Below are 24,102 nucleotides of genomic sequence, written 5' to 3' on the forward strand. Positions count from 1 at the left end.
GCCAGATGCATCTGGCCTCTGATGAACGATGACTGATTGCAGATCTCGGCTCACAGGTCGGCGCGCTGTCCAAAACCCGTTCGTGCCCGACTGCATTTGGTGACCCTTAAGAAGGAGATTGTTTATGTCTGAAAATTATTCGCAGCATGACCACGACTTGAAACCGAATCTGGGCGAGTTGGAGCTTCCGGCGGGCGCCATGTCCGGCGCAGGCCACCACGGGCATCAAAAGTCTTTTACGTCCACAAGAACGGCCGTTCATCGTGGGAAGAAAATCAAGATCAAAACGACGTACCGGATCGAGATTGATGGCCAGCCGCTGACTTTGCACACCATGGTCATGGACGACGGAACCGTGCTCTGCCACGGGCTGCCGAATTATTCGTTCCCTTCCGCCATTGATCTGGCGCGTTCGATCATTGATGCGTCGCGGTTGGCTCCGGTTGTTTCGGACGAGCTTGGATCGGGTGATCACGACCATGGCGATCACGACCATGGCAATCATGGCAACACTGACGATCAGGGAGGGCACCACTGATGGCCGGAACCCGAGAGAACATCCTTGTCAGCCAATCCGTCCGGGATCAATTCCTTCAAGGCATGGTCGCGTTGGATCAGCCGAATTCAGGTATCTTCGCCCGCGACATTGCCGCGTTTCTTAGAAACAACAATCTGCCGTTGGACATCGTCGGAATAGATCAAGAGCTATCGATTTATGACATTTTTGTCTTTTGGCACGTGCTTGCAATGTCGATCCCGCTGTCGGTCGGAAACGCTGCCCACAGCGGGCCTATCTTCCTGCCATGGCACCGGATGTACATGATCCGTCTTGAGGAGAACCTGCAACAGGTGCTTGGCGATCCGGATTTTGGCCTTCCGTACTGGGATTGGGCCGCCGACGGCGAGATGTCTGTGCAGGATCAATGGCGGTCGGATTTGTGGTCACCCGCCTACATTGGCGAGGCGCGCGGGGCTGTTCGGTCTGGTCCCATAGCCTCGATGCGCGTTCGGCTCGTGCAGGACGCCCAAACCGGCAGACTTGTTTCAACACCACCGCGACCCATCCAGCGCGCAGCGGGGCTTGATCCGCGTGTCCGAACGCTCCCGACCGAGGCGCAGGTCGATGTCGCCCTTAACCAGCCCGCTTACGATCAGTTTCCTTGGAACCAGAGTGTTGTAAGCCACCGAAATGTTCTGGAGGGATGGGTCCAGGGGCCGCAGCTTCACAACCGTGTCCATGTCTGGATCGGTGGCGACATGGGTCCGGGAACCTCGCCAAATGACCCTGCGTTTTTCCTCAACCACTGCAACGTTGATCGCATCTGGCAGATCTGGATGGATCGAGTGGGTCAGGTATACGAGCCCGGACGCAACCGGGGGCCACAGGGACATCGAATTGACAGCATCATGGTTTCGATTATCGGACAGGCGCTGACACCAGAACAGGTTCTGGATCCGTCCAGTTGGTATGTCTACGATCACCAACTCCTCGCGTGATCTTATCGGAATTAAGAAAGCGCAAATCGCTTTTGGAGCTTTTGGACACAGTTGCGGAGATCAGGAATGGGAATTGGCGCGCGGATACAGAAGTTCTTTGAGCCTCAGGAAGACTGGCCGCTCAAGAGCCTTGTTGAATTCAAGCGACAGCGCCAGATTCAGGCGTTGTGGATCGGTATTCTGGCGTTTTTGCTGCCGGTGATCCTGTTCTTCGGACATCGGGCATCCGAGTGTTTCCGCGACACGATTTCGCACAGCTACTACCTGCCGTTCTGGGGGGATGTCTTTGTCGCCGTGACATGCAGCGTCGGGTTGTTTCTGATGTTCTATCGCGGACAGTCCAGACCCGAGCGTTACCTTGCAGTCTTCGGCGGTCTTTGCGCGATCATGGTGGCAATAAACCCAACCAACGGGTCCGGGTGTGATGATATGTTCGCGCAATCCCGAATTCTGTTGGAGTCGCACGAAAATACGATGCTGACCACAGCCTTTCCCGTCGATACATTCAAAGGAAAGTTGCACCTTTGGTCGGCAGTGCTTCTGTTCATTACGCTGGCGATCTTCAATCTGTTTGTGTTCACAGCGACCGATAAGAACAACGATTACCAGATCAAACAGAAAAACCGGAACAAGATCATTCGCAACGCAATTTACAAATTTTGCGGCGTTCTGATGATCTTGAACCTTGCGATCTTGGCTTATGGGCTTACGGCCGATTTCACGGACTGCGATGCTTTCAGCAAGGAAAAAGGGATCTTCGACCTTGCAACAGATTGTGAGCCGCATGGTTGGGACAAAAACAACATCACGTTTTATCTGGAATGGCTTGGCCTCGCTCTGTTTGGTATCGCGTGGTTCGTGAAAGGTCGCGGGGGTGGTTTCCTGCTGCTGGACGAAAAGCCTGACCAGATCTTCTCACGGCCTTGGTGGTGGCCGCTTTGGGGGCGTGATCGTCATCAGCAACTGGATCAGTGAGTCAGTGTCAGGCGATCTGTAAGCTGTAGGTTAGCTAAATGTCCGGAATCGTGCCTAAACCTAAGGCACAAACCCCTCTGGCACACCAAAAACCGGAGCGTCGATGCTGGTGCCGGTCAACGCATGCATGAACGCGACGAGGTTTTGGATTTCGGGCTCTGACAATTCGACAGGGGTGATATCGATCTTGCTGCGTTGACGCTCCATCTCAAAACGGTCGTCCCAAACCGCAAAATCCGCCTTTTCAAGCCACGGGACCTTGGGCAGGTTGGCCATTTCCGGTTTCCACATCGTCAGGCTTGTTTCCGGGTCCAGATGGTGGCGGATCACGGTTTCCAAATCCGGGAAAGCTCCGTTGTGTCCGTATGGGGCGGTAAGCGCCACGTTGCGCAGCATGGGTGTACGGAACCGATACGCATCTTCCAACCGGTCGCTTTCGCCCATTCGGCCGACATCCCGCACATAAGGGTCCCATTGCCGCGTGCGTCCCGGCCCAAATGGCGGCAGTGCCAGCGCATGAAACTTTTGGTCAGACAGCAATTGCCCGGAATGACAGCTGGAGCACTGTGCTTTGCCAAAGAACAAGTTCATGCCGTCCTTTTGGTCGGCTGTCAGCGCGTCTTTTTTCCCAGCCAGATATTGGTCGTAGGGACTGTCGGTGCTACGCCATTCGACCGCCATGAAAGCCGCCAGCGCATTGGCAACTTGGGCGATGGTGATCTCGGCGGTTTCATCAATTTCATCAAAGGCTGCCACTATTGCGGGGCCATATTTTGGGTCCGTTCGCACGCGTTTGGCCAAGATCGGCCATCCCTTGTCGATGCGGTCGTTCACGGCGCCCGTCACCTGGTTTTCAGCCACATTGCCCGCCATTTCGAATTGAGACGTCAGTGGAAACAGGGCTTGCGCAGCGAGCAGCGAATTCAGCCCTTCGGGCAGCCATTCCTGTGCCGGAGAATTGAAGCCATTGCCGTAAACGTCCGAGATGCTCAAGCGACCGTCATGAAAAACGGTGTGAATGTCCTTTGCCCCAAGGTTCCAGAGGCCCGGGGAGTTTCGGGGGATGCGTTTTCGGATTGCATCCGCGCCGATCCCTGGGGTTCGGTCGGGTCCCAAACCCTGCCCACCTTCGCCAATTCCCAACGACAAACCATCTGATGTGCCTAGGTCGGGATGGTGGCAATGCGCGCATGAAATATTCTGATTGCCCGACAGGATCGGATCGTAAAACAGTTGATGACCGATGGCGGCCTGGTCCATATCAAAGGGGATGAAATCATCATCCGTCAGCGGGCGCGGCAAATCCTGAGCCGCCGCAGCCCCTGCCAAGAGGAAAGCAGCCCCATGCGTCAGCTTGTATTTGCCCTTTGCCTGTTTGCATCCCCTGCGCTCGCCGAACTGGAACAGGCGCGCGATTTGATGGAGGCCGGAGAGTTTGAGGCCGCGCGCGAGGAATTGCTGCCTGCAGCCCGGTCGGGCAATGCCGAAGCCGAAGAGTTGATCGGTGTGATGTACGCGATGGGGCTTGGGGTCGAACAAGATTACGAGCGGGCGTTCGAATGGTACCTGCGCGCGTCGATGAAGGGGCACCCGGGGGCGCAATCCGGTATCGGATGGTATTATGAGCTTGGCTTGGGCATGCCCGCGCCCGATCTGGTGCGGGCATACATGTGGTACACGCTCAGCGCCATTGGTGGTGATCCCGACGCGGCGATCAGCCTTGAGGAAGTGGTTAAGAAAATGTCGCCGGAGCAGATCGAAAGGGCGCATGTTCTGGTCGATGATTACAAAGGGTGGATGTACCCTTTCAGATGACGGATTACACCCTGAGCGGTTTCGCAAACCGCTTGGGCGCGTTGGTTTCCGGGTCGATGATCGGGCCCGAGGAATACTGGCACACAAAAGCACGCCGCGGGTTGTTGGTGGTGTTCGCGCCAGAGCTATGCAGCGTCAGGCTGGAAAAGGCCACGATCGTACCTGCCTTGCAGGTCATCGGAGTCCCTGTGTCCGTGCCAAAATACCCGTTGAGCTCGTTGCTGTCGTCCTGCCATTCATGCCGGTCCAGACCGGGCTCGGCATCAAGGTCACGCGGCAGGATATAGACACAGCCATTCTCTTCGGTCGCATCATCCACAGCGATCCAGACGGTCAGGTAAGGTGTATGGTCGAACCCGACATAGGCCCCGTCCTGATGCCAGGCAAAGCTGGCTCCTTTGCCCGCGCCTTTGACCACAAATTGCTCATTGAAGAGCATTGGGTCTTCAATCCCGCAAGCACTGGTAATCTCGGCGACCTTGTCGCCCAGCAGAAAACTCTCCAGCCGGGGGAACTCGGCATGGCGATGACGCAGGAAACGGCGCGCGTCGCCCAACCCGATTTTATGCACGTCTCCACCGCCGTCATGGGCGGGCTCTTCTAAAAGCGTGTCGCAGGTGTTGCGCAGCATCTGCAAGTCTTCATCGTTCAGCGCATCCTCAAACACGAGGTACCCTTGGCGACGAAATGCATCGGTCTGGTCGAGCATCGGTTTTCTCCGGCGGGGTATGCAGGTTTGCGCGCGGTCATGCCGCGCGCAATTTTGCCCTCTCAGGCTGCGTTATTGAGTCTCAGATTCACGAGTTGCCGCGATCTGGGCCTCGGCTTCGGCAACTGCTGCGACCAAAGCGTCAAAGGCAGTTTCACCGCCGTCGACATTCGCCTTGAACCAATCGTAGACAGGTGCGGCGGCGTCTTTGAACGCCGCCTTTTCTTCTGGCGTCGGCACGTAGAGGTCACCACCTTCCGCAACGAAATCCTCATAAGCCTGGATCGATTTGCGCTTGGGCGAGGCAAATGTCGCTTGTTGCAACTGGTAGAACCCGTCGACAATGACATTGCGCAGTTCCGGTGGCATCGACATGAACTTTTCGTTGTTCATGAACCAAAGCGCCCCCATGTAAGCATGCCCGTCCAGCGTGATGTATTTCAGACCCGCATCCGGGAACTTCATGCTCATGATATCGGTGATGCCGTTTTTCGAACCCTCAACAACACCGGTCTGGAACGAGGTGAACAGCTCAGGCCACGGGATCGGCGTCGGGGCAGCGCCCAGTGCCTTGACCAGTTCCTGCGGCAGATCGGCCACCACGGTCCGGATCTTCAGACCCTCCATATCTTCGGGGTTCTGGACGCGGCGCTGGGTGTTTGCAAAATTGCGCCAGCCGCCCGTATTGCCGATGGTCATCAAACGCAGCGCACCGCCTGAGTTTTCCGCGACCATCTCCTGCATCTTTGTAACGAAGGGCGAGCCGTTCGCCAGAGCCGCTTCGGCCACGCGGTCATCAGACATCAGATACGGCAGGTCGAGCACCTGAACGAAGGGGAAAATCCCGGATGTGCCACTCGACGTCTGGATCACGATATCGATCTGTCCCTCGGCCACGCCCTGCAGGCACTCCGCGCCGTTCGAACACAGCTGCGTTCCTATGAACAATTCCACTTCGATCGCGCCGTTCGAAGCCGCCTCGACATAGTTCTTGAAGACGATCAGGCCGTCGTAATCCTCGTCGTTTTCGTTCGAGTTCGCGGTTGCGCGCAGCGTATAATCGGCAGCCGTTGCCGCGATGGCGGACGCGGCCACAAGCGATGTGGCCACCGCTGCGGTTTTGATGAATTTTCTGAGCATGCGTTTCCTCCCTGTGATACTCAGTTAATTTGCAAATCCCGTTATCGTTGGGATCGTCATTGATAGTGCGGGGACATAGGTGATCAGGAAGATCACTATGATTTCTACGGCGAGGAAGGGAAGGATTGCCTTGGCAATGGTTTCCACTTTCTCACGCGAGACGGCCGCCGCCACAAATAACACCAGACCCATCGGCGGTGTGGCAAGGCCAACGGTCAGGTTGACGCTCATGATAATGGCAAAGTGGATCGGATCCACGCCGAGGCTTGTGAAGATCGGTCCAAGGATTGGCCCCAGAATGATGATCGCTGGCCCTGCATCCAGGAACATGCCAACGATAAAGAGCAACAGGTTGATCAGGAAAAGCAGGATCAGCGGGTTTTCCGAAAGACCGAGGATCAATTGAGCCAACTGCTCTGGCGCGTGGCTAAGGCTGACAACCGTTTTGAAAGCCATGGCTGCGCCGACCAGCAGCAGAACAACGGCGGATGTCAGCCCCGCATTGCTGAGGATCTCGGGCACCTCTTTCCATGTCAGCGTCCGCAGAACAAAGAACCCGATGATGAAGGCATAGCCAACGGCCACGGCAGCGGCTTCGGTTGGGGTAAAGATCCCGCCCAGAATGCCACCCAGAATGATCACCGGTGTCATCAATGGAAAGAACGCCTTGAGGCTGGCCTGTCTCCGCTCGGGCCACGTGTATTTTCGGCTGGCCACTGGGAAATCGTATTTGTCGGCCATGAATTTGATCATCAACATCAGGCCGACGCCGACCATGACGCCGGGTACGATACCGGCGAGGAACAAGGCGGCCACGCTTTCGCCCATGACGTAGGCATAAATGATCATGATGCCCGACGGCGGAATGATCGGTCCGATCACCGAGCTGGCGGCCGTGATTGCGGCAGCGAACCGACGCGTGTAGCCCTGTTTCTCCATGGCGGGGATCAGCATTGACCCCAATGCCGAGGTGTCGGCCACGGCTGATCCGGACAACCCCGCAAACAGAATTGAACTGAGAACATTCACATGCGCCAATCCGCCCCGGAAATGGCCCATCAGCGCCTGGCTGAACTCGACAAGGCGAATTGTAATGCCGCCGCGGTTCATCAGTTCACCGGCCAGCATGAAGAAGGGGATGGCCATCAGCGGAAAGCTGTCCATCCCGTTGTAGACATTGCGATAAAGCAGTGTGATGTCGTTGGTCTGACCGTTCAGCCAAAGCAGTATGCCCGGCGCCGCCAGAAGGGCAAAAAAGACCGGTAGGCCGATCATCAGAAAAACAAGGAATGTGGGCAGGAACCAGATCAGCATTTATTCAGCTCCCACAGGTGCGTCGGCGATTTCCGGCAACAGGTCCCCGCCGCCAAGCAACGTGATCACCGAACGCAAGATCAGTTCGATGTTGACCAAGATAAGCAAGAACACACCAACCAGCAGCGATGCCATCATCCAGCTGCGCGGGATGCGGTACCATTCGTCAAAGCCCAGCGATGTCGGTATGTACAAAGCGGCCGTGGCGAATTTACCGCCGAACCCGGTGACTTCGGCCCATCCGATGTTGACGGCAACCAGCAGAACGGCCAGCGATACGAACAGCAAGAACAAAGTCAGGACCTGACCCAAAATGCGCGGCAGCATCAGCGGGACCATATCGATTGCCACAAATCCACCGCGGCGGAACGCAGTGGGGGCCATCAAACCCGTCATCCAAAGCATGCAAAAGCGGGCCGCTTCATCCGGCCATGGCAATGCGTTGCCCAGAACGTACCTGAAAAAGACCTGGATCAGGATTGCGATTACCATCAACGCGATCGCAACAATTCCAACCGCGCGGCCCAGACGCAGCGCGGTTTCATTCACAAACGCGATCGGCGCAAGCACCGACGTCAATCCGCCCATGCGGATCCTCCCTTGTTCAGCTGCGGGTTTGGTCCCGCAGTCGTCATAGCGCGCTTAGTGTTGCGCGAATTGGCCGAGTTTTCCGGCGTAAAAGGTCAGCGCGTCTCCCTCTGCCATGCTGACCTTCAGAACTTTGCCGACGACAATCACATGATCTCCGGCATCGTGATAGGCATGTTGCTCGCATTCGAACCGCGCCAGACAATCGGGCAGCAACGGTGTACCGTTGTTGCAGCGCTCGTGCGGGATATCACGCAAGGCATGCGCGTCCTTTGAGCATCCAAAGCACAGCTCGGCTTGCTCGGACGATAACACGTGAACACTGAAATGGCGCGCTTTGTGAAAATACGGGAAACGGCGCGAGTTTCGGTCGCCGGCCCACATGATCAGCGGCGGGTCCAACGAGAGCGATGAAAAGCTGTTGGCCGTGATGCAGATCGGCCCGTCATGACTGTCGCAGGTGACAATCGTGACCCCGGTCGCAAAACGCCCGAAAGCATCCCGTAGGGTACGGGTGTCGTCTTTGTGCGGAACGAAAGTGTGGGTTATGTCTTTGGAAATTGCGTTCATCATGGCACCTCATGCCCAAGCGCCGCCTCGTAAAGGCGGAACCAGCTTTCGCGATCCAGATTGACTTTCAATGCGTCCGAAAGACCCTTGATCCTGTCCAGATTGTTCGTGCCCATAACCGGCAGAATGCCTGCGGGATGCGCCAACAAGAACGCAACAGCAACCGCGGCCCGGTCCACGCCGAAATCCGCGGCAATCTCATCTGCAACCGCGCCGGTTGGGGAGTTTCCGGTCATCAGACTTCCGCCACCCAGCGGCGACCATGCCATGACCGGTTGGCCATGCTGTTGATGGAACGCCAAGTCGCCATTGGTGAAAGGGCCGATTTCACCCAGCGAAACTTCGATCTGGTTGGTGACCAATTGCGTTTTCATAGCTGATTGCAAAAGGGTCCAATCCCACGGACGGAAATTCGAAACGCCAACGGCACCTACTTTGCCGCTGGCTACGGCCTCGTCCAGTGCGGCGCCGGTTTCTTGATGGTCCATGAAAGGATCGGGCCGATGGATCAGCAGCAAGTCGATATGATCTATCGCCATTTCCGACAGTGAGGTGTCGACCGAATGCAAAATATGAGCGCGAGACGTGTCGTAGTATTTGACTTTAGCGTCGGCGTACCTGCCGCAGGGCGCGACAATGTCACATTTGGTTACGATCTCCATCTGCTGGCGCAGGGAAGAGTTGGCGCGCAGGGCGTTGCCCAGAACTGCCTCGGCGCCATAATCGCCATAGATATCGGCCTGATCAAAGCTGGTTATACCCTGATCCAAACAGGATTGAATCTTGGCTTCCACGTGACCAGCCGAGGTATCGGTGTCATCGCCCAGCCGCCACATGCCGTAGACGATGCGGCTTAGTTCCAGCGTGTCAGATAGTTTCACACGTTGCATCAGCGACGAACTCCGTTGCCCAGCGGTGTGGCCGGGATGGCTGCGGGCACGCGACCATATTCTTCAGGCAGCGAGCAGGTTTTCAGGTTGGGCATGACCCGCGCCCCGAAATGGCGCGCTTCGTCCATGTGTGGATATCCCGAAAAGATGAAAGCCCGGATGCCCATCTTTTGATATTCTTCAATCTTGGACATGACTTGATCGGTCGATCCAACCAATGCCGCGCCGCAACCGGACCGTGCACGCCCCACGCCGGTCCACAATCCTGGCTCGACATATCCGTATTCGTCCGCCAGATCGCGGTTTTTTGCCTGATGCGCCACGCCCAGCGAAGTTGAATCAAGCGCTCTTTCCCGAATGGCGCGCCCGTATTCATCATCCAGTTTTGAGACGATATAGTCTGCATATTCCTGTGCTTCGGCCTCGGTATCGCGCACGATCATATGAACCCGCAGGCCGTAATCCAGCGTCCGGTCATAGTTTTCAGCAACCGCGTGCACGGCTTTCATCCGCTCGGCCAATTGGTCTTTGGTTTCCGGCCACATCAAATAAACATCGCAATGCTCACCGCAGAGGTCCAGTGCCGAAGGGGAATAGCCGCCGAAGTACAACAACGGCCCACCTGTCTGGTAGGGTTTCGCGGGATCTGTTGTCAGGCCCGAGAAATTATAGACCTCGCCCGCATGGTTGATCTCATCCTGCGTCCAGGCCTGTTTCAGAATCTCCACGACTTCACGGGATCGCTGATAGCGGAATGCACTGTCCGCTTTTTCTCCGGGAAAGTCGGAAGAGATGATATTGACGGTCAACCGCCCCTTTAACATGTGGTCCAGGGTGGCGATCGTGCGCGCCAGCATGATCGGTTGCATTTCTCCGCAGCGGACAGCCGCCAGCAGGTTGATCTTGTCGGTGATGGGTGCACATCCGGCCACGAAACTCAGCGTGTCCTGCCCCACTTGGTAGGACGATGGGCACAGGATGTTTCGGAACCCCTGATCTTCGGCCTCTTTCACGATCCCGGAGCAATGCGCCCAGCTGGACCGTAGATCTCCGTCCGGCACGCCCAGAAATTGATAGTCATCCGAACACAGAGCCGCAAACCACGACACTTCGGCCGCATCCAGGTCAGGGGATGTGATGGGGACGATGGTCATCTGAGTCGGTCTCCGCGCAGTTTTGCTTTTTCTCTTGCGTAGCAATCGCTTTGATGTAGATCAATGGTGTATCAATTTTTTCTGCGACCGAGTGAAGCAACACCAGTGCCTCCTGCGAACCGAAACCCGAACGCCTTGCCGGTCTATATCCAGATCGCCGAACTGTTGATCCGCGATATCGCAGCCGGTCGCCTGATTGACGGAGAGCGTCTGCCGCCCGAGCGCGAGATGGCGGTGGAATTGAACGTGTCGGTCGGAACCCTGCGAAAATCGCTCGCTGAACTAGAGAAAAAGGGGATGCTGGAGCGTATTCAAGGCTCTGGGAACTATGTCCGCGAGACGGGAACGCAAAACAGCGTCTATGCAATGTTCCGGCTGGAGCTGCATGCGGGGGGCGGCCTGCCACGCGCCGACCTGTTGTCGGTGGATGCTTTGCAAAAACCCTCCGATCTTCCGAAATTTGGAACTTCGGACTTGGGATCACGCGTGCGCCGGATGCGCTATTTGAATGATACAATTATCGCGATCGAAGAGATTTGGTTGGACGAATCAGCCGGTCTGATTGACCGAAACCTCCTGTCAGACTCTCTTTATCGTTATTACCAACGCCAATTGGGCTTCTGGGTCACGCGCGCCGAGGACAGAGTTTCGGTACAACCGCTTCCAGATTGGACCCCGCCCGGATTTACCAAGCCACCCGGTGAAACAGTCGGCTACATCGAACGGTTCAGCTGGTCGGAAAAAGCTGAACCTGTCGAATTCTCAAAAACATGGTTCGATCCGGATCGGGCCACCTATGTCCAACGTCTGAAGTAAAAGGAAACGCGCATGACCCGGACCATCAATTACGGGCTGATCGGATGCGGAATGATGGGGCAAGAGCACCTGCACAATATCGCGCTGCTGGAGGGGGCCCATGTATCGGTGATCTACGAACCGGATCCAGAGATGGCAAAGAAGGCGAAGGCCATTGCGCCGGACGCCGCCATGGCAGAGTCGGTTCAGACCTTGCTGGCCGAATCCAATCTGGATTGTATTGTCATTGCCAGTCCGAACCATCTGCATGTTGAGCAACTCAGCGAAATCGCAAAAACCCGCCCCTTGCCCCTGTTGGTCGAAAAGCCGCTGTTTACCGATCCGGATGACTTGGCCCATCTCGAGCAATTGCAGCGGGATTACCCGTGCCCTATCTGGGTTGCGATGGAATACCGCTATATGCCGCCAATTGCCGCCCTGATTGAACAGGCCAGCGCTACGGGCGGCGTCAAGATGCTGTCAATCCGTGAACATCGGTTTCCCTTTCTGGAAAAGGTCGGGAACTGGAACCGCTTCAACAGAAATACAGGCGGCACCTTTGTCGAGAAATGTTGTCATTTCTTCGATCTGATGCGTCTGATTTTGCGCTCGGATCCGGTCCGCGTCAGCGCGACCGGCGGACAGGCGGTAAACCATTTGGACGAGACCTACGAAGGCGAAACGCCGGATATTCTGGACCATGGCTATGTCATCGTTGATTTCGCCTCGGGTGCGCGGGCGATGCTGGAGCTGTGCATGTTCGCTGAAGGCGCCCGTTATCAGGAAGAGATTTCGGCGGTCGGGCCGAACGCCAAAATTGAAGCTCTGGTTCCCGGACCTGGTCGGTTTTGGCCGGATCATCTTGGGGCGCCGCCTGTTCCGCAGGTCATTGTCAGCCCTCGCAACCCCAAAGGACCGGTTTCAAAAGACGTCCCCGTCGACCCGAACTTGCTGGCAGCGGGGGATCACAATGGATCAACCTACTACCAGCACCTTGGATTTCTCTCCGTCGTACGGGGCGAAAAGGAGAAACCAGAGGTCAGCCTGATGGATGGAATTTGGGCCGTCAGGATGGGATTGGCCGCGCAGCAGGCTGCAAGAACCGGCGAGACCGTTCGCCTGACGGAATGATTGGCTTACCGCGCGCGACGCGTTCGAACTTGGTTCTGTGCTTGAGGCAGGTTTTGACAGGTTTCGTCGGAAAGCCCGTCAAAAGCGTCATGGCTCGGAATGCGTCAGCGTTCTTTCAAGTATGCGTGTGACCAGTGGGCCAAGATCCGGCGCTTCGGAGTATCTTGGCCCAGCAATGTTAAGGACACCGACATTTGTCGTCGCAAGCCAAGCGCCAATCTGCTCTGCGCAGGCATCGAGCCCCGCTGAGACATCGACAACACAACAGGGCTTGTTCATTTCTTTCGCGAAAACAGCCGTTTGATCAGTGCCCGGACTTTTTGATCCATCCACGAATATTAGGGTCGCATCGCCGGATTCGACATTCAGCTGGGTCCTTTCGATGACATCGGCCGAATGCGTCTCTTTCAGCCCGAGGAAGTCATTGGGGATTTCGCCGGCTTCGTTGGTTCGCCCTCGGGGCACCCAGCCGCCATAGGGAAACCCATTGTCGCGCGCGAATTCCAGGGCGGCCATATCGACGCCCGTCTGTCCGCCTGCAATGATCTTGAACGGTTTTTGCACGCTTTCTTTCATCCACACACTGTGCGGCAGATTCTATCTGCATGTGAAGTCAGCGCCAAGCGTGTCCACCATTGCTGGGACACGAAGTTCCCCACCCCAAACAGTGTCACTGTTGGGGTGGGGGATTGATCAGACGAAGTAAACGCCGTTTTCAGTCATAGGAAGTTCGGCAACGCGCAGGTCGAGCATCGCAATGGCGTTCGCCAAAGCGGGCGCCGATGGTGGCGTGCCGGGTTCACCGATGCCTGTCGGGGCTTCGGTCGAAGCGACAATGTGTGTCTCGATGGCCTTGATGTCTGAGATACGCAGCGGTTCGTAGTCCGGGAAGTTGGATTGTTCCACAGCGCCGTCAGCCAATGTGATTTGATCGCGCATCGCGTGACCAATTCCATAACCGATACCACCTTCGATCTGTGCCTTGATCACGTCGGGGTTCACAGCGATGCCGCAGTCCACCGCGGCTGTAACCTTTTCGATCTGGATTCCATCGTCGAGGTTGCCCGAGATTTCGACAACTTCTGCCACGTAGGAGCCGAACGACTTGTGCACCGCAATACCTTGCACGTTGCCATCGGCGGGTTTGCCCCAATTGCCTTTCTCGGCAGCCAACTTCAAAACCGCCGCCTTGCGCTGCTGATCTTTGTCGCCGGACAGATACGCCAGTCGGAACTCGACCGGATCTTTGCCCGCTGCGCTGGCGGCCATATCCATCATGACCTCCATCACATAAGCCGTATGTGTGTGGCCGACCGAGCGCCACCAGAGAACGGATGTGGCTTTCTCGGTGTCCGTCAGACCAATCGACATGCCCGGGATCATATAAGGGTTCTCCGTAACGCCCTCGACAGTGGAATGGTCAATACCGTCCTTGACCAGCATGGCCTCGAACGCGGTGCCCTTCATGATGGATTGGCCTGCAATCTGATGCTCCCAGCCGACGATTGAGCCGTCACTGTCCAAACCCACACGGACTTTGTGGCCCGCCGCGGGGCGGTAGTAACCGCCTCGGATATCGTCCTCGCGATCCCACACCAGCTTCACTGGGCGTGTGCGATCCGTCATGACAAAGGCCAGACCCGCTTCGACCTGATAGTCGGCATCCGGGGTTGCGCGTCGCCCGAACGAGCCACCGGCCAGCATCGTCTTGATGTGGATTTTCTCGGCAGGCAGTTCGAAAATCTGCTGGAAGGCCATATGCGGACCGGTTGGCATCTGTGCGCCGTCGTGCAGGACGATGTCTCCGTCTGCGGTCTGCTCAATGGTACAATTCAATGGTTCCATCGGGGCATGAGCCAGCAGTGGGAAATAGAACGTCTTTTCCACGATGGTGTCCGCGTCGTCCACAGCAGCGGTGACAGCGGCCTGGTCGGCCTTGTTCACGTTGTAGACCGGCGCTTGCTGCAATGCGGTCAAAACCTCATCCCGGATTTCCTGGGATGATCGGGTCTCGGCGGCAGACAGGTCCCACTCGACTTCCAGCGCCTCGCGGGCTTGCATGGCGGCCCACGTGTTTTCAGCATACACAGCTACACCGTGACCGGTCGGCAAAGCCTGGGCCATGATGAAACCGGTTATGTCCTTGGCGGCGCTGTCGTCGAAACTGGCGACAGTACCGCCCCGCTGCGGTGTGCGCTTGATCATCACGACCATCTGGTTGTCCAAATGAACATCCATTGCAAATTTTGCAGCGCCATTCACCTTGATGGGACTGTCCTTGCGGCGCGTGGCTTCGTTGCCAATGATCTTCCACTCGGATGGATCACGCAGGCGTGGCGTTTCGCTCGGGGCGATCGCCGCCGCGGCAGCGACAAACTCACCCAGCGGCGCGGATTTGCCGGACCCGGCGATCACGCCTTCCTGAATGTCCAGCGTGGATGCGTCAACGCCCCAGGCGTCTGCGGCTGCCTTGATCAGCATTTCGCGTGCGTTTGCACCCGCCGTTCGGTACTGCACCCAGGAATTCGCAATTGCGGTCGATCCGCCGGTTCCCTGGAAGGGTCCGAACAGAGTGTTGTTGTAAACATTCGGGTTGGACGGCGCGAACTCGTAATCGATCTGATCCATTGTCACGCCAAGTTCTTCCGCGATCAGCGAGGTCAAACCGGTCGCCGGCCCCTGACCTTTTTCAAAGTGCTTCACAATTGCGATGACATTGCCGTTGCTGTCGATCTTGACGAACGGGTTCAGCATCGCGTCGGCCGTGTCGGCTGCGGCAATCGCGCCGCGCGCATTTGTGCCGACGTACAAAACCGCGCCGGCGGCGGCGGCGGATTTCAGGAATCCGCGGCGGGAAAGTGTTGCTGTCATCGATCTCAAGCCTCCAGAATCTCGGATGCGCGCAGGACGCCGTCGCGAATGCGCTGATAGGTGGCACAACGGCAGGCGTTGCCGTACATGTACTCATCGACTTCTTCGGCCGTGGGCTTGGCATTTTCCCGCAGCAGGCCCACGGCGCTCATGATCTGGCCGGACTGGCAGTAGCCGCATTGCACCACGTCCAGCTCCAACCACGCCTGTTGAACGGCGGCGCCGACCTTGTCCTGATCCATCACCTCGATCGTCGTGATCTCGGCGTCTTCGATGTCTTCAATGTATGTTTGGCAGGATCGCACCGGTTCACCGTTGAGGTGCACTGTGCAGGCCCCGCAGGAGGCGACACCGCACCCGAACTTGGTGCCTGTCAGTTTCAGTTCATCGCGAATAACCCAAAGCAGGGGTGTGCCGGGTTCGGCCTCGACATTGTGTGTCTGGCCATTCAGTTTCAGTGATATTGCCATGGCGGTAGGGGCTCCCTTTGGCTGGTGGTCAGTTGGAATTTTCAAAGTCGGCGAACGCGTCCGCGTAATCCGGATGCCAACGCGACAGGGCAGGGCGGTTTTCCACAATGTCGCCCAAAGCCCAAGTGACGCGACGCTTGTCACGGTCCGGGGATACGTCGTTGTCAGGGCAGAGAATGTAGAAATCACCCTTCGACATGTGTTCGATAAGGTGATCGACGGTCTGTTCCGAGGTCCAGGCAGAGTCGGGCTTTTGCGGAATATGTCGTGCGATCATTCCGGTATACGTGAACCCCGGCACGAACAGATGTGCCGTAATCGGTGCGTCGACATTCCGCAGTTCGTAAGCCAGTGCTTCGGTGAGAACTTTTACCCCGGCTTTGGAGACATTGTATGCGGGGTTCCCGGGCGGTGTGGTGATACCTTGCTTCGAACCGGTGTTGATTACGACAGCTGGTGTGGCAGCTTCTATCATCCGAGGCAGAAAGGCCTGAACACCGTTCAGCACACCGAACAGGTTTACATTGATGGTCTCGCGCCAGGCATCAGGTTCTGTCCAACTGCCGCTTGGGCGCCCTATGCCCGCATTATTCATCAACACGGCCACATTGCCAGCATCAAATGCGGCGTCTGCCAACGCTTGAACCGCCGATGCATCGCTGACATCCGTGATCATCGTATGGACTTGGGCGTTGCCTTGCAGATGCCTTTGAATTCGTTCTTTCGCCTGCTGCAGCGTGTCGCCTGACACATCGGCCAGCATCACGCTCAAGCCTGCCTGCGCGAACCTTTCGGCGGCTGCCAGGCCAACTCCGCTTGCGCCGCCGGTTACAACGGCAAGGCCGCCAATCTCAATCGCCTGATTGTACATGTGCGTTCCTCCTCGCTACAAACTAGAGCCCGAGATTTGGCTTCAAGGCTTCGATGAAAGTTGCGTCAAATTGTGAAGTGTGTGCATCCGTCAAAGTATCGGCGCCGGAACCAGCCCGATCGAACAGCAGCGTGGTGCCGCCGGTTACTTTGGCCCGGATCAAGTCGGTCACGATACTTGGCATTGATCGCGTTTCCCGACTGAAACAAGCGCCGGTGATGAGTATCGTCTGCGACATGCGGTGTACCTTTTGCGGATGTTCTAACGAAGGTAGCGCCTCTGAACTCAAACGCGCTGCCTTATTCTCCGAATGATCTGCCTATTTCTCCGGCGACCCGGCCTCGGGTCTTCACCGAATGGATGATTGGGATATATTCCGAAGGCACAGGAGGGCGCATGATGGTGTCTAAAAATCTGGTCGAAGACGTTTTTGGTCTGGTGAGCGACAAGAACGCGCTGGGTGTCGGCTGCGAAACTGGCGTCGACGGATTTTACGCTTTCGGAAGCCTCGAAACGACCGAGTGCGCCGCCGGTTTCTATGAGCCGATCATGTGTCTGGTCCTGCAAGGCGCAAAAGAGGCTTACATCGGTGGGCGTGTGGTTCGGTACAGCGCGGGTGATACGCTGATTGTCAGCCACGCCGTACCTGTCGAGGCGGCAATCATCCAAGCAAGCCCGACAGAGCCCTATGCCGCGCTCGCGCTGAAATTGGATATGGCATTGGCACGCAGCCTCTACGACGAAATCGGTGAGATTGGTGAGGCTGACGCGAATGTTCATTCATTGGAATCCGCGGCCTCGGATGAGGCACTGGTTGATGCCGTAACCCGCCTGTTCCGGCTGTCTCAGGACCCGGTCGAAGCCCGCGCACTTGCGCCGCTGGTTCTCAAGGAAATCCACTTTCGTCTGCTGCGTGCGCATCATGGCGGAATGTTGCGCCAACTTTTGCGCCATGAAAGCCCGGCGAGTCGGATATCAAAGACCATTGCTTTCATCCGCAGCAACTACAAGACCAGCATACCGGTTGCGGACCTCGCCGCGGAATCCGGGATGAGCCTTTCGGCCTTTCACGAGCATTTCAAAACAGTGACGTCCACATCGCCGCTGCAATACCAAAAAGAGTTGAGATTGCTTGAGGCGCGTCGATTACTGTTGTCTGGAAGCCTTTCGGTCGCGTCAGTCGCCTATGATGTGGGATACGAGAGCCCGACGCAGTTCAGCCGCGAGTATTCGCGGAAGTTTGGCCTGTCGCCGAGTGATCAGAAATCCAGCACAATTTTGATGGCCGGGTAGGCCGTGCCAATCGAAACCTGACACTGCCCGTGCCCAGACTCTGCGCCAGCGGGTCTATTGCGCCTGTTTGTTGGGCGTCAGGTCAATCTGCCGCAGGCCTTGTCACATGTATGACAATTGAAAATGCTGCACATGCAGCAAAGATAGGTGTCATATTGAGAGAGACGGTGCCATGTTTCAGATGCGCGGCAAAAAAGCTCTGGTTATCGGTGTTGCCAACGACAGTTCCATCGCTTGGGGGTGCGCCAAAGCTTTGCGTGCGCAAGGCGCAGATTTGGCAATAACATATCTGAACGAAAAAGCTGAACCCTTCGTCCGCCCGTTGGCCGAAGAGTTGGAGGCGGAAATCGTTATGCCGCTGGATGTTCAGGACAACGCCCAAACCGACGCTCTGTTTCATGAGATCGCCCGAAAGTGGGGGCGATTGGATACGCTTCTGCACTCGATCGCTTTTGCACCGCGTGAGGATTTGCATGGGCGCGTCATAGACTGTTCCGCTGAAGGTTTTTGCGTGGCGATGGATGTTTCGGTTCATTCCTTTCTACGCATGATACGCCGGTGCGAACCCCTGATGCCCGATGGCGGGACCTGCATGACCGTCTCGTTTCAAGGATCCACCAAGGTCGTGGAACACTACAACATGATGGGTCCGGTCAAGGCGGCGCTGGAAAGCGCAGTTCGCTATGCTGCAGCCGAGCTTGGGCCCAAGGGTATCTCTGTGCATGCACTATCGCCGGGGCCGCTCAGGACACGTGCGGCCAGCGGCATCGCGGAATTCGACGAATTGCTGGATGCCGCCGCTCAACGCGCGCCGACCCACCATCTTGCCACTATCGAGGACGTCGGTGCGTATGCCGCTTTTCTGGCAAGCGCCGAAGCCGCGAATGTTACAGGTGGCGTACATCAGATCGACGGCGGCTATAGCATCGTCGCCTGACGAGAAAGGAGTCAGTGATGACCCATGATCGAATTGAAAAGATTGAAGACATGCCCTTGGTAGACGCCAAGTCGACCGAGAAACTGATCCACGACCTGCAGACGCAACCATCTGAACGCGTCAAGGAATTGGCGGAAATGTACGGCGAAGCTGCGACGACTGCCGAATTGTTGATGAAATCCGTTTCACGACAAGGCAAGGCAATCACCGAAACTCACGCCATTCGCGTTCGCCAGCAAATGGAAGACCTGGCTCGTGTAGCAAGCGCAATGGCCGCGACAGGCGATGGGTATGCCGAACACTATGCAAACTACGTCGAAGACGCTGCAAAACGGTGGTTGCTGACGCTAGATGTTCTGCGGCAACGCGGCGACAACTTTATCCAGCATGAAGCGGCCGGGTGCCCGCCGGTCTTGGCATACGACTATGAAATCATCGTCGACGGCCGCGATCTGGAACACCCGTGCAATTACCAATTGCTGCGCATTGTGCCACCCGAGGGTATCGAGGTTCTTGGTTGGAAACGGCCCTATATCATAATCGATCCACGCGCCGGGCACGGTGGCGGAATTGGTGGTTTCAAAACCGACAGCCAGGTTGGCGTTGCTCTCAACGACGGCCATCCGGTTTATTTCGTCAACTTCACGCGTGACCCTGTGCGGGGGCAGACACTTGCGGATGTGACGCGGGCTGAGGCGGAATTCGTCCGCGAAGTGCAGCGACGCCACCCCGACAGTGCGAAACCGGTGGTGACAGGGAACTGTCAGGGCGGCTGGGCCACATTGTTGCTGGCGGCAACCAATCCTGATCTGACGGGTCCAATCGTGCTGAATGGTGCGCCGATTCAGCCGTGGTCGGGCGAAGTGGGCAAGTACCCGATGCGGTACAACGGTGGCGTGCTGGGTGGCGCGTGGCAGCCCATGTTCTGGTCCGACCTGGGCGGCGGGCAGTTCGACGGCGCGCATCTGGTGATGAATTTTGAGCAACTGAACCCGGGCCGAAATTACTTTGCCAAGTACTATGATCTGTTCGCGAACCCGGACGGTGGGCGCGCGCGTTTTCTGGAGTTTGAACGCTGGTGGGGCGGTTTCTTTGTTCTGAATGAAGCCGAGATCAAGTGGATCGTCGAACAGCTTTTTGTCGGCAACAAGCTGGTCAAGAACGAGGCCCAGTTGGAACCGGGACGAACAATCGATGTCAAACACGTCAAAGCACCGGTCATCGTCTTCACCAGTTACGGCGACAACATCACGCCGCCGCAGCAGGCACTGAACTGGATTGTCGACAGTTACGCGGATGAGGACGAAATTCGCATCCGGGGTCAGCGTATCATCTACATGATCCACGATCAGGTCGGTCACCTTGGCATCTTTGTCTCATCCAAAATTGCGAAGAAGGAACATACCGAGGTCGCTTCGACCATGAAGACCATCGAAGCTTTGGCGCCGGGTCTTTATGAAATGAAGATCGACAGCGTCGAAGGGCGCGGACAGGACAAGACCTTTACCGTCAGTTTTGCTGAACGAACCCTTGATGATCTGCGCAAGATCGACGACGGGCGGGAAGAGGAAGCAGGCTTTGCCGCCGTTGCGCGCATGTCTGAAATACAGTCCGAGGCCTATGATCTGATGGTGCGGCCAGTCGTAAAACCGCTCGTTAATCCCGCCACAGCCGAAGCGATGCGAAAGCTGCATCCATTGCGTCTGCAGCGCGCGTGGTCTTCCAGCGCCAACCCGTTCCTTGCGTTTCTCGAAAGTGTGACGCACCAGATGGGTACACGCGAACCGTTGCCGCAAACCAATCCGTTTCTGATGGCCGAAAAACTGTGGGCCGGCATGGTGGAACAACAGATGGATCTGTTTCGGGACGTCCGCGACGCGTTATATGAACAGACCTTTTTGTCTTTGTGGACCAACCCTTGGGCCGTCGCTTTTGGCAAACCCAAGGCAATTGGCAGAACGCTGCACAGCGAAACAGAACTGAGAGCATTGCCAGAGGTGGAAATGGCGCTTGCCCATATGTCGTCTGGCGGCTTGGCCGAGGCCGTTGTTCGCATGCTGGTGTTGATGGCCGACAGCCGTGGCAACGTCCGCAGGGACAGGCTGGAGCGCTCCGCGCGCGTCTTGACGCAGGACGAACCGTTCAAGTCTTTGACGATGGATGACCGGGCGCGGATCATTCACGAACAAACGCTGATAGCAACATTTGAACCCGAAAAAGCCATCGAGACGCTGCCCGATCTCTTGCCCAGTCGCACCGACCGTGAAAACGCGGCACGGGTGGTGCAGTTCATTCCCGGCAAGATTGACGAAATGGCACCCGACACGCTGGAAATGCTTCAGAGGTTTCACAAGGTTCTTGAGTTGGAACCCGTGACCGGGGATGTTCTTGAAGACCCTTTGAACTCAGACAAGGCATCTGCGGCCGCCGAGTGATTTTGTATGAAATACCACAACAAACCTTATGGCAGCCTGCAGGTTGGCGATACGGCAGAGCTGACCCGGATTTGCACTGAAGACGACTTTTATGTCTTTGCCAACAACTCGGGGAACCACAACCCGCTTCACCTCGCAAAGGAAGACGGGGATGGTGATGGCGTTGCCGAAGCGGTTGCGCCGGCCTTGTTCATCGGTGCGCTCGTTTCGGCGGTATTGGGCAATATCCTTCCCGGCGCGGGAACGCTGTACAAATCCCAGAGCTTTGAGTTCGGCGAGCGGGCGCATGCCGGCGACGAGTTGATTTCGAAAGTTACCGTGACAGAAAAGCGGGCCCATCGCGAAGTTGCCTTTGACACGGTCGTGACCCGAAAAAGTGATGGTGCCGTCATCGTTCGAGGCGAGGCGGTGGTCATCGCCCCGGAAAAAGAGATGGTGTTTGATGAGATTGACCTTCCGGGTTTGGTCGTCCAGCGCCACCGCCATTTCGACGCGCTGCTGGATCAGTCTCGGCCCCTTCCGGCAATGCCAACCGCCGTCGTTGCACCAGAGGAACCCAACTCGCTTGGCGGTGCCTTGCTGGCGGCGCGAGAGACAATCATCAAGCCCGTTCTTGTCGGCGATCCCGAAAAAATCAAAGCGGCGGCAATTGAAATCGAAGAGCCGCTGGATGGAATTGAGATCATTCCTGCCAAGTCGCATTTCGAGGCCGCCAATACCGCTGTGGACCTTGTTGCGGACGGGCGCGTAAACGCATTGATGAAAGGGCACCTTCACACGGATGATCTGTTACGCGCGGCGTTGCGCCGTGAACGGGGTCTGCGCGCCGGTCGTCGGTTCACCCATGTGTTCGTGATGGATATTCCGGGGCAGCCCTATCCGTTGCTGGTGACGGATGCCGCGATCAATATCGAACCAGATTTGGAAACCAAAATAGACATTACCCAGAATGCGATCGAACTGGCGTTGTCCATTGGGTTCGAACAGCCGAGGGCTGGAATTTTGTCCGCCGTTGAAACGGTAAACCCCGCGATCAAATCGTCTGTCGACGCGGCGCTTCTGTCCAAAATGGCCGAGCGCGGTCAGATCAAGGGTGGATTGGTCGATGGTCCATTGGCGATGGACAATGCCGTGAGCATTGCCGCAGCCCGCACCAAGGGCATCGTGTCTGAAGTAGCTGGAAAGGCAAACATCCTTGTGGTCCCGAACCTGGACGCAGGGAACATGGTGGCAAAACAACTGACCTTTATCGCCCATGCCGAAGGCGCGGGCGTGGTTCTGGGCGCGAAAGTGCCAATCATCCTGACCAGCCGCGCGGATGACGACAAAGCCCGCCTGGCGTCCTGCGCAGTTGCTGCGCTCCATCAGGCGCGCATGTCCGAGGGTGCGATATGACCCATGTTATCACGCTGAATGCAGGCTCGTCGTCGCTGAAATTCGGGCTGTTCAAACTTGGGGTCAATGATCCGGCTCTGGTCTGTTCCGGATTGGTGGACCGAATTGGCATGCCAGACGCGCAAGTCGAGGCCGAGACCGCAGATGGCAACCATGTGACCGACGACGCGCCGGGCCCCATCGCGGATCAGGCCGAGGCGCTGGAACGCGCCTTGAACATGTTGGAACGGCACTTTCCGGAAATGGTCGTCTCGGCCGTTGGTCATCGCATCGTGCATGGCGGGGCAGAGATCGACACACCGCAGCCTTTGACACCTCAGATGTTGAAAGCGCTCGAGAAGTTCTCGCCCTTCGCACCGCTGCATCAACCACACAACATTTCGGGCGCGCGTGCCGCGATGGAGCGATTTCCGGATGCTGCACAGATCGCCTGCTTTGATACAGCCTTTCACCGTAGCCATCCCTGGGTGAATGACGTCTTCGCGCTGCCTCGGGAATTCTATGACAAGGGCGTCCGGCGTTATGGTTTTCATGGGGTCAGCTACGACTATATTTCGGGCCATCTGGCCGAGACGGCACCGCTGTTACACGCCGGTCGGGTCGTGGTCGCGCATCTGGGCAATGGCGCGTCGATGTGCGCGATGGTCAACGGGCGATCGGTTGGCTCGACGATGGGTTTTTCCGCGCTTGACGGGTTGCCGATGGGAACGCGCTGCGGGCAGCTTGATCCGGGTGTCGTGCTGTATCTGATGGATCAGGAAGGCATGAGCGCCGATGAAATCGCAGACCTACTCTACAACAAGTCTGGTTTGCTGGGTTTGTCCGGTATGGGCAACGACATGCGCGTTCTCGAACAAGCGGATACGCGAGAATCGCGGCAGGCAATCAACTATTTCACCTTTCGAATCCGCCGGGAACTTGGGGCACTGACCGCGGTTCTGGGTGGACTGGATGCGGTGGTCTTCACCGGTGGGATCGGCGAAAATTCCCGCCTGATCCGCGACCGTGTCTGCGGCGATATGGGGTGGTTCGGAATCGAACTGGACCCGGACGCGAACGCCGACAACAGTCGGATTATCTCGACGGATCTTTCGCGCGTCTGCGTTATGGTCATCCCCACGAATGAGGAACTGGTCATCGCGCGTGCAGCCGCCGACCTTTTGCATAATCGTGGGTCCGCCGCGGGCCAGCCGATACACAACCTTCGCGCATAGGGGCCTACCGTGTCGCAATGGCGCTGAGCTGCGCCCCA

24 protein-coding genes are annotated in these 24,102 nt (G+C 57.1%); 11 read left to right on the forward strand and 13 right to left on the reverse strand.

Features of this window, described 5'->3' with window-relative positions:
* Window positions 1-124 precede the first annotated feature (124 nt).
* The 3 genes from RA28_RS22150 (at window position 125) to RA28_RS03385 (ending at window position 2,472) form a co-directional block, all read left to right on the forward strand.
* Window positions 125-538: a hypothetical protein gene (locus tag RA28_RS22150; RefSeq protein ID WP_052261257.1), complete on the forward strand. Its 414-nt coding sequence runs from the start codon at window positions 125-127 to the stop codon at window positions 536-538.
* Window positions 538-1,497 carry a tyrosinase family protein gene (locus RA28_RS03380; RefSeq protein ID WP_039523742.1) on the forward strand — a complete coding sequence of 320 codons (960 nt, stop codon included), beginning with the start codon at window positions 538-540 and terminating at the stop codon, window positions 1,495-1,497. Before RA28_RS22150 ends, RA28_RS03380 begins: the two co-directional genes overlap by 1 nt.
* A gap of 66 nt (window positions 1,498-1,563) precedes the next feature.
* Window positions 1,564-2,472 (forward strand): hypothetical protein, encoded by a 909-nt coding sequence (locus RA28_RS03385; RefSeq protein WP_039523744.1) that lies wholly within the window; start codon window positions 1,564-1,566, stop codon window positions 2,470-2,472.
* 60 nt (window positions 2,473-2,532) lie between these two features.
* Here the strand turns inward: RA28_RS03385 and RA28_RS03390 are convergent, their stop codons facing one another.
* Window positions 2,533-3,801: a cytochrome-c peroxidase gene (locus tag RA28_RS03390; protein ID WP_039523746.1), complete on the reverse strand. Its 1,269-nt coding sequence runs from the start codon at window positions 3,799-3,801 to the stop codon at window positions 2,533-2,535.
* 15 nt (window positions 3,802-3,816) lie between these two features.
* Here RA28_RS03390 and RA28_RS03395 point away from each other — a divergent pair, with 15 nt between their 5' ends.
* A complete protein-coding gene (locus tag RA28_RS03395) occupies window positions 3,817-4,287 on the forward strand; it encodes a tetratricopeptide repeat protein (RefSeq protein WP_039523748.1) in 471 nt (156 codons plus the stop codon).
* Between the two features lie 4 nt (window positions 4,288-4,291).
* Here RA28_RS03395 and RA28_RS03400 read toward each other — a convergent pair whose 3' ends face one another.
* The 7 genes from RA28_RS03400 to RA28_RS03430 all read right to left on the reverse strand — a co-directional run bounded on the left by RA28_RS03400 (window position 4,292) and on the right by RA28_RS03430 (window position 10,652).
* Window positions 4,292-4,996: a phytanoyl-CoA dioxygenase family protein gene (locus tag RA28_RS03400; RefSeq protein WP_039523751.1), complete on the reverse strand. Its 705-nt coding sequence runs from the start codon at window positions 4,994-4,996 to the stop codon at window positions 4,292-4,294.
* A gap of 72 nt (window positions 4,997-5,068) precedes the next feature.
* Complete coding sequence (locus RA28_RS03405; protein WP_039523753.1) at window positions 5,069-6,136, reverse strand: TRAP transporter substrate-binding protein; 1,068 nt, start codon at window positions 6,134-6,136, stop codon at window positions 5,069-5,071.
* 24 nt (window positions 6,137-6,160) lie between these two features.
* Window positions 6,161-7,450 (reverse strand): TRAP transporter large permease, encoded by a 1,290-nt coding sequence (locus RA28_RS03410; RefSeq protein ID WP_039523755.1) that lies wholly within the window; start codon window positions 7,448-7,450, stop codon window positions 6,161-6,163.
* Window positions 7,451-8,038, reverse strand: a complete 588-nt coding sequence (locus tag RA28_RS03415) for a TRAP transporter small permease (RefSeq protein ID WP_039523757.1) — start codon at window positions 8,036-8,038, stop codon at window positions 7,451-7,453.
* 54 nt (window positions 8,039-8,092) lie between these two features.
* On the reverse strand, window positions 8,093-8,608 hold the full coding sequence (locus tag RA28_RS03420; RefSeq protein WP_039525665.1) for a flavin reductase family protein: 516 nt from the start codon (window positions 8,606-8,608) through the stop codon (window positions 8,093-8,095).
* Window positions 8,608-9,498, reverse strand: coding sequence for an aldo/keto reductase (locus RA28_RS03425; RefSeq protein WP_039523758.1), 891 nt, complete (start codon window positions 9,496-9,498; stop codon window positions 8,608-8,610). The genes RA28_RS03420 and RA28_RS03425 overlap by 1 nt, the downstream gene beginning before the upstream one ends.
* Entirely contained in the window at window positions 9,498-10,652 is a 1,155-nt protein-coding gene (locus RA28_RS03430) for an LLM class flavin-dependent oxidoreductase (RefSeq protein WP_039523759.1), read from the reverse strand. The genes RA28_RS03425 and RA28_RS03430 overlap by 1 nt, the downstream gene beginning before the upstream one ends.
* A 105-nt stretch (window positions 10,653-10,757) precedes the next feature.
* Here RA28_RS03430 and RA28_RS03435 point away from each other — a divergent pair, with 105 nt between their 5' ends.
* Together RA28_RS03435 and RA28_RS03440 are read left to right on the forward strand one after the other, a co-directional pair.
* Window positions 10,758-11,468 carry a GntR family transcriptional regulator gene (locus tag RA28_RS03435; protein WP_039525667.1) on the forward strand — a complete coding sequence of 237 codons (711 nt, stop codon included), beginning with the start codon at window positions 10,758-10,760 and terminating at the stop codon, window positions 11,466-11,468.
* A gap of 12 nt (window positions 11,469-11,480) precedes the next feature.
* A complete protein-coding gene (locus RA28_RS03440) occupies window positions 11,481-12,578 on the forward strand; it encodes a Gfo/Idh/MocA family protein (RefSeq protein WP_039523760.1) in 1,098 nt (365 codons plus the stop codon).
* 87 nt (window positions 12,579-12,665) lie between these two features.
* On the opposite strand, the gene RA28_RS03445 is transcribed toward RA28_RS03440, so the two are convergent.
* The 5 genes from RA28_RS03445 to RA28_RS22630 all read right to left on the reverse strand — a co-directional run bounded on the left by RA28_RS03445 (window position 12,666) and on the right by RA28_RS22630 (window position 17,028).
* On the reverse strand, window positions 12,666-13,154 hold the full coding sequence (locus RA28_RS03445; protein ID WP_039523762.1) for a putative molybdenum carrier protein: 489 nt from the start codon (window positions 13,152-13,154) through the stop codon (window positions 12,666-12,668).
* Window positions 13,155-13,271: 117 nt separating this feature from the next.
* Entirely contained in the window at window positions 13,272-15,449 is a 2,178-nt protein-coding gene (locus RA28_RS03450; RefSeq protein ID WP_039523764.1) for a xanthine dehydrogenase family protein molybdopterin-binding subunit, read from the reverse strand.
* Window positions 15,450-15,454: 5 nt separating this feature from the next.
* Window positions 15,455-15,919 carry a (2Fe-2S)-binding protein gene (locus RA28_RS03455; protein WP_039523766.1) on the reverse strand — a complete coding sequence of 155 codons (465 nt, stop codon included), beginning with the start codon at window positions 15,917-15,919 and terminating at the stop codon, window positions 15,455-15,457.
* A 28-nt stretch (window positions 15,920-15,947) separates the two neighbouring features.
* A complete protein-coding gene (locus RA28_RS03460) occupies window positions 15,948-16,790 on the reverse strand; it encodes an SDR family NAD(P)-dependent oxidoreductase (RefSeq protein WP_039523767.1) in 843 nt (280 codons plus the stop codon).
* Window positions 16,791-16,812: 22 nt separating this feature from the next.
* Window positions 16,813-17,028, reverse strand: a complete 216-nt coding sequence (locus tag RA28_RS22630; RefSeq protein WP_152612000.1) for a hypothetical protein — start codon at window positions 17,026-17,028, stop codon at window positions 16,813-16,815.
* 158 nt (window positions 17,029-17,186) lie between these two features.
* Between RA28_RS22630 and RA28_RS03465 the strand changes: the two genes are divergently transcribed.
* The 5 genes from RA28_RS03465 (at window position 17,187) to RA28_RS03485 (ending at window position 24,064) form a co-directional block, all read left to right on the forward strand.
* Window positions 17,187-18,083 carry an AraC family transcriptional regulator gene (locus RA28_RS03465; protein WP_241481054.1) on the forward strand — a complete coding sequence of 299 codons (897 nt, stop codon included), beginning with the start codon at window positions 17,187-17,189 and terminating at the stop codon, window positions 18,081-18,083.
* A gap of 172 nt (window positions 18,084-18,255) precedes the next feature.
* Entirely contained in the window at window positions 18,256-19,020 is a 765-nt protein-coding gene (gene fabI, locus RA28_RS03470) for an enoyl-ACP reductase FabI (RefSeq protein ID WP_039523768.1), read from the forward strand.
* Between the two features lie 17 nt (window positions 19,021-19,037).
* Window positions 19,038-21,455 carry a DUF3141 domain-containing protein gene (locus RA28_RS03475; protein WP_241481055.1) on the forward strand — a complete coding sequence of 806 codons (2,418 nt, stop codon included), beginning with the start codon at window positions 19,038-19,040 and terminating at the stop codon, window positions 21,453-21,455.
* A 6-nt stretch (window positions 21,456-21,461) separates the two neighbouring features.
* Window positions 21,462-22,850, forward strand: coding sequence for a bifunctional enoyl-CoA hydratase/phosphate acetyltransferase (locus tag RA28_RS03480; protein ID WP_039523769.1), 1,389 nt, complete (start codon window positions 21,462-21,464; stop codon window positions 22,848-22,850).
* Complete coding sequence (locus RA28_RS03485) at window positions 22,847-24,064, forward strand: acetate/propionate family kinase (protein WP_039523770.1); 1,218 nt, start codon at window positions 22,847-22,849, stop codon at window positions 24,062-24,064. The genes RA28_RS03480 and RA28_RS03485 overlap by 4 nt, the downstream gene beginning before the upstream one ends.
* Window positions 24,065-24,102 lie beyond the last annotated feature (38 nt).

The organism is Ruegeria sp. ANG-S4, from assembly GCF_000814005.1.
Classification (GTDB): Bacteria; Pseudomonadota; Alphaproteobacteria; order Rhodobacterales; family Rhodobacteraceae; genus Ruegeria.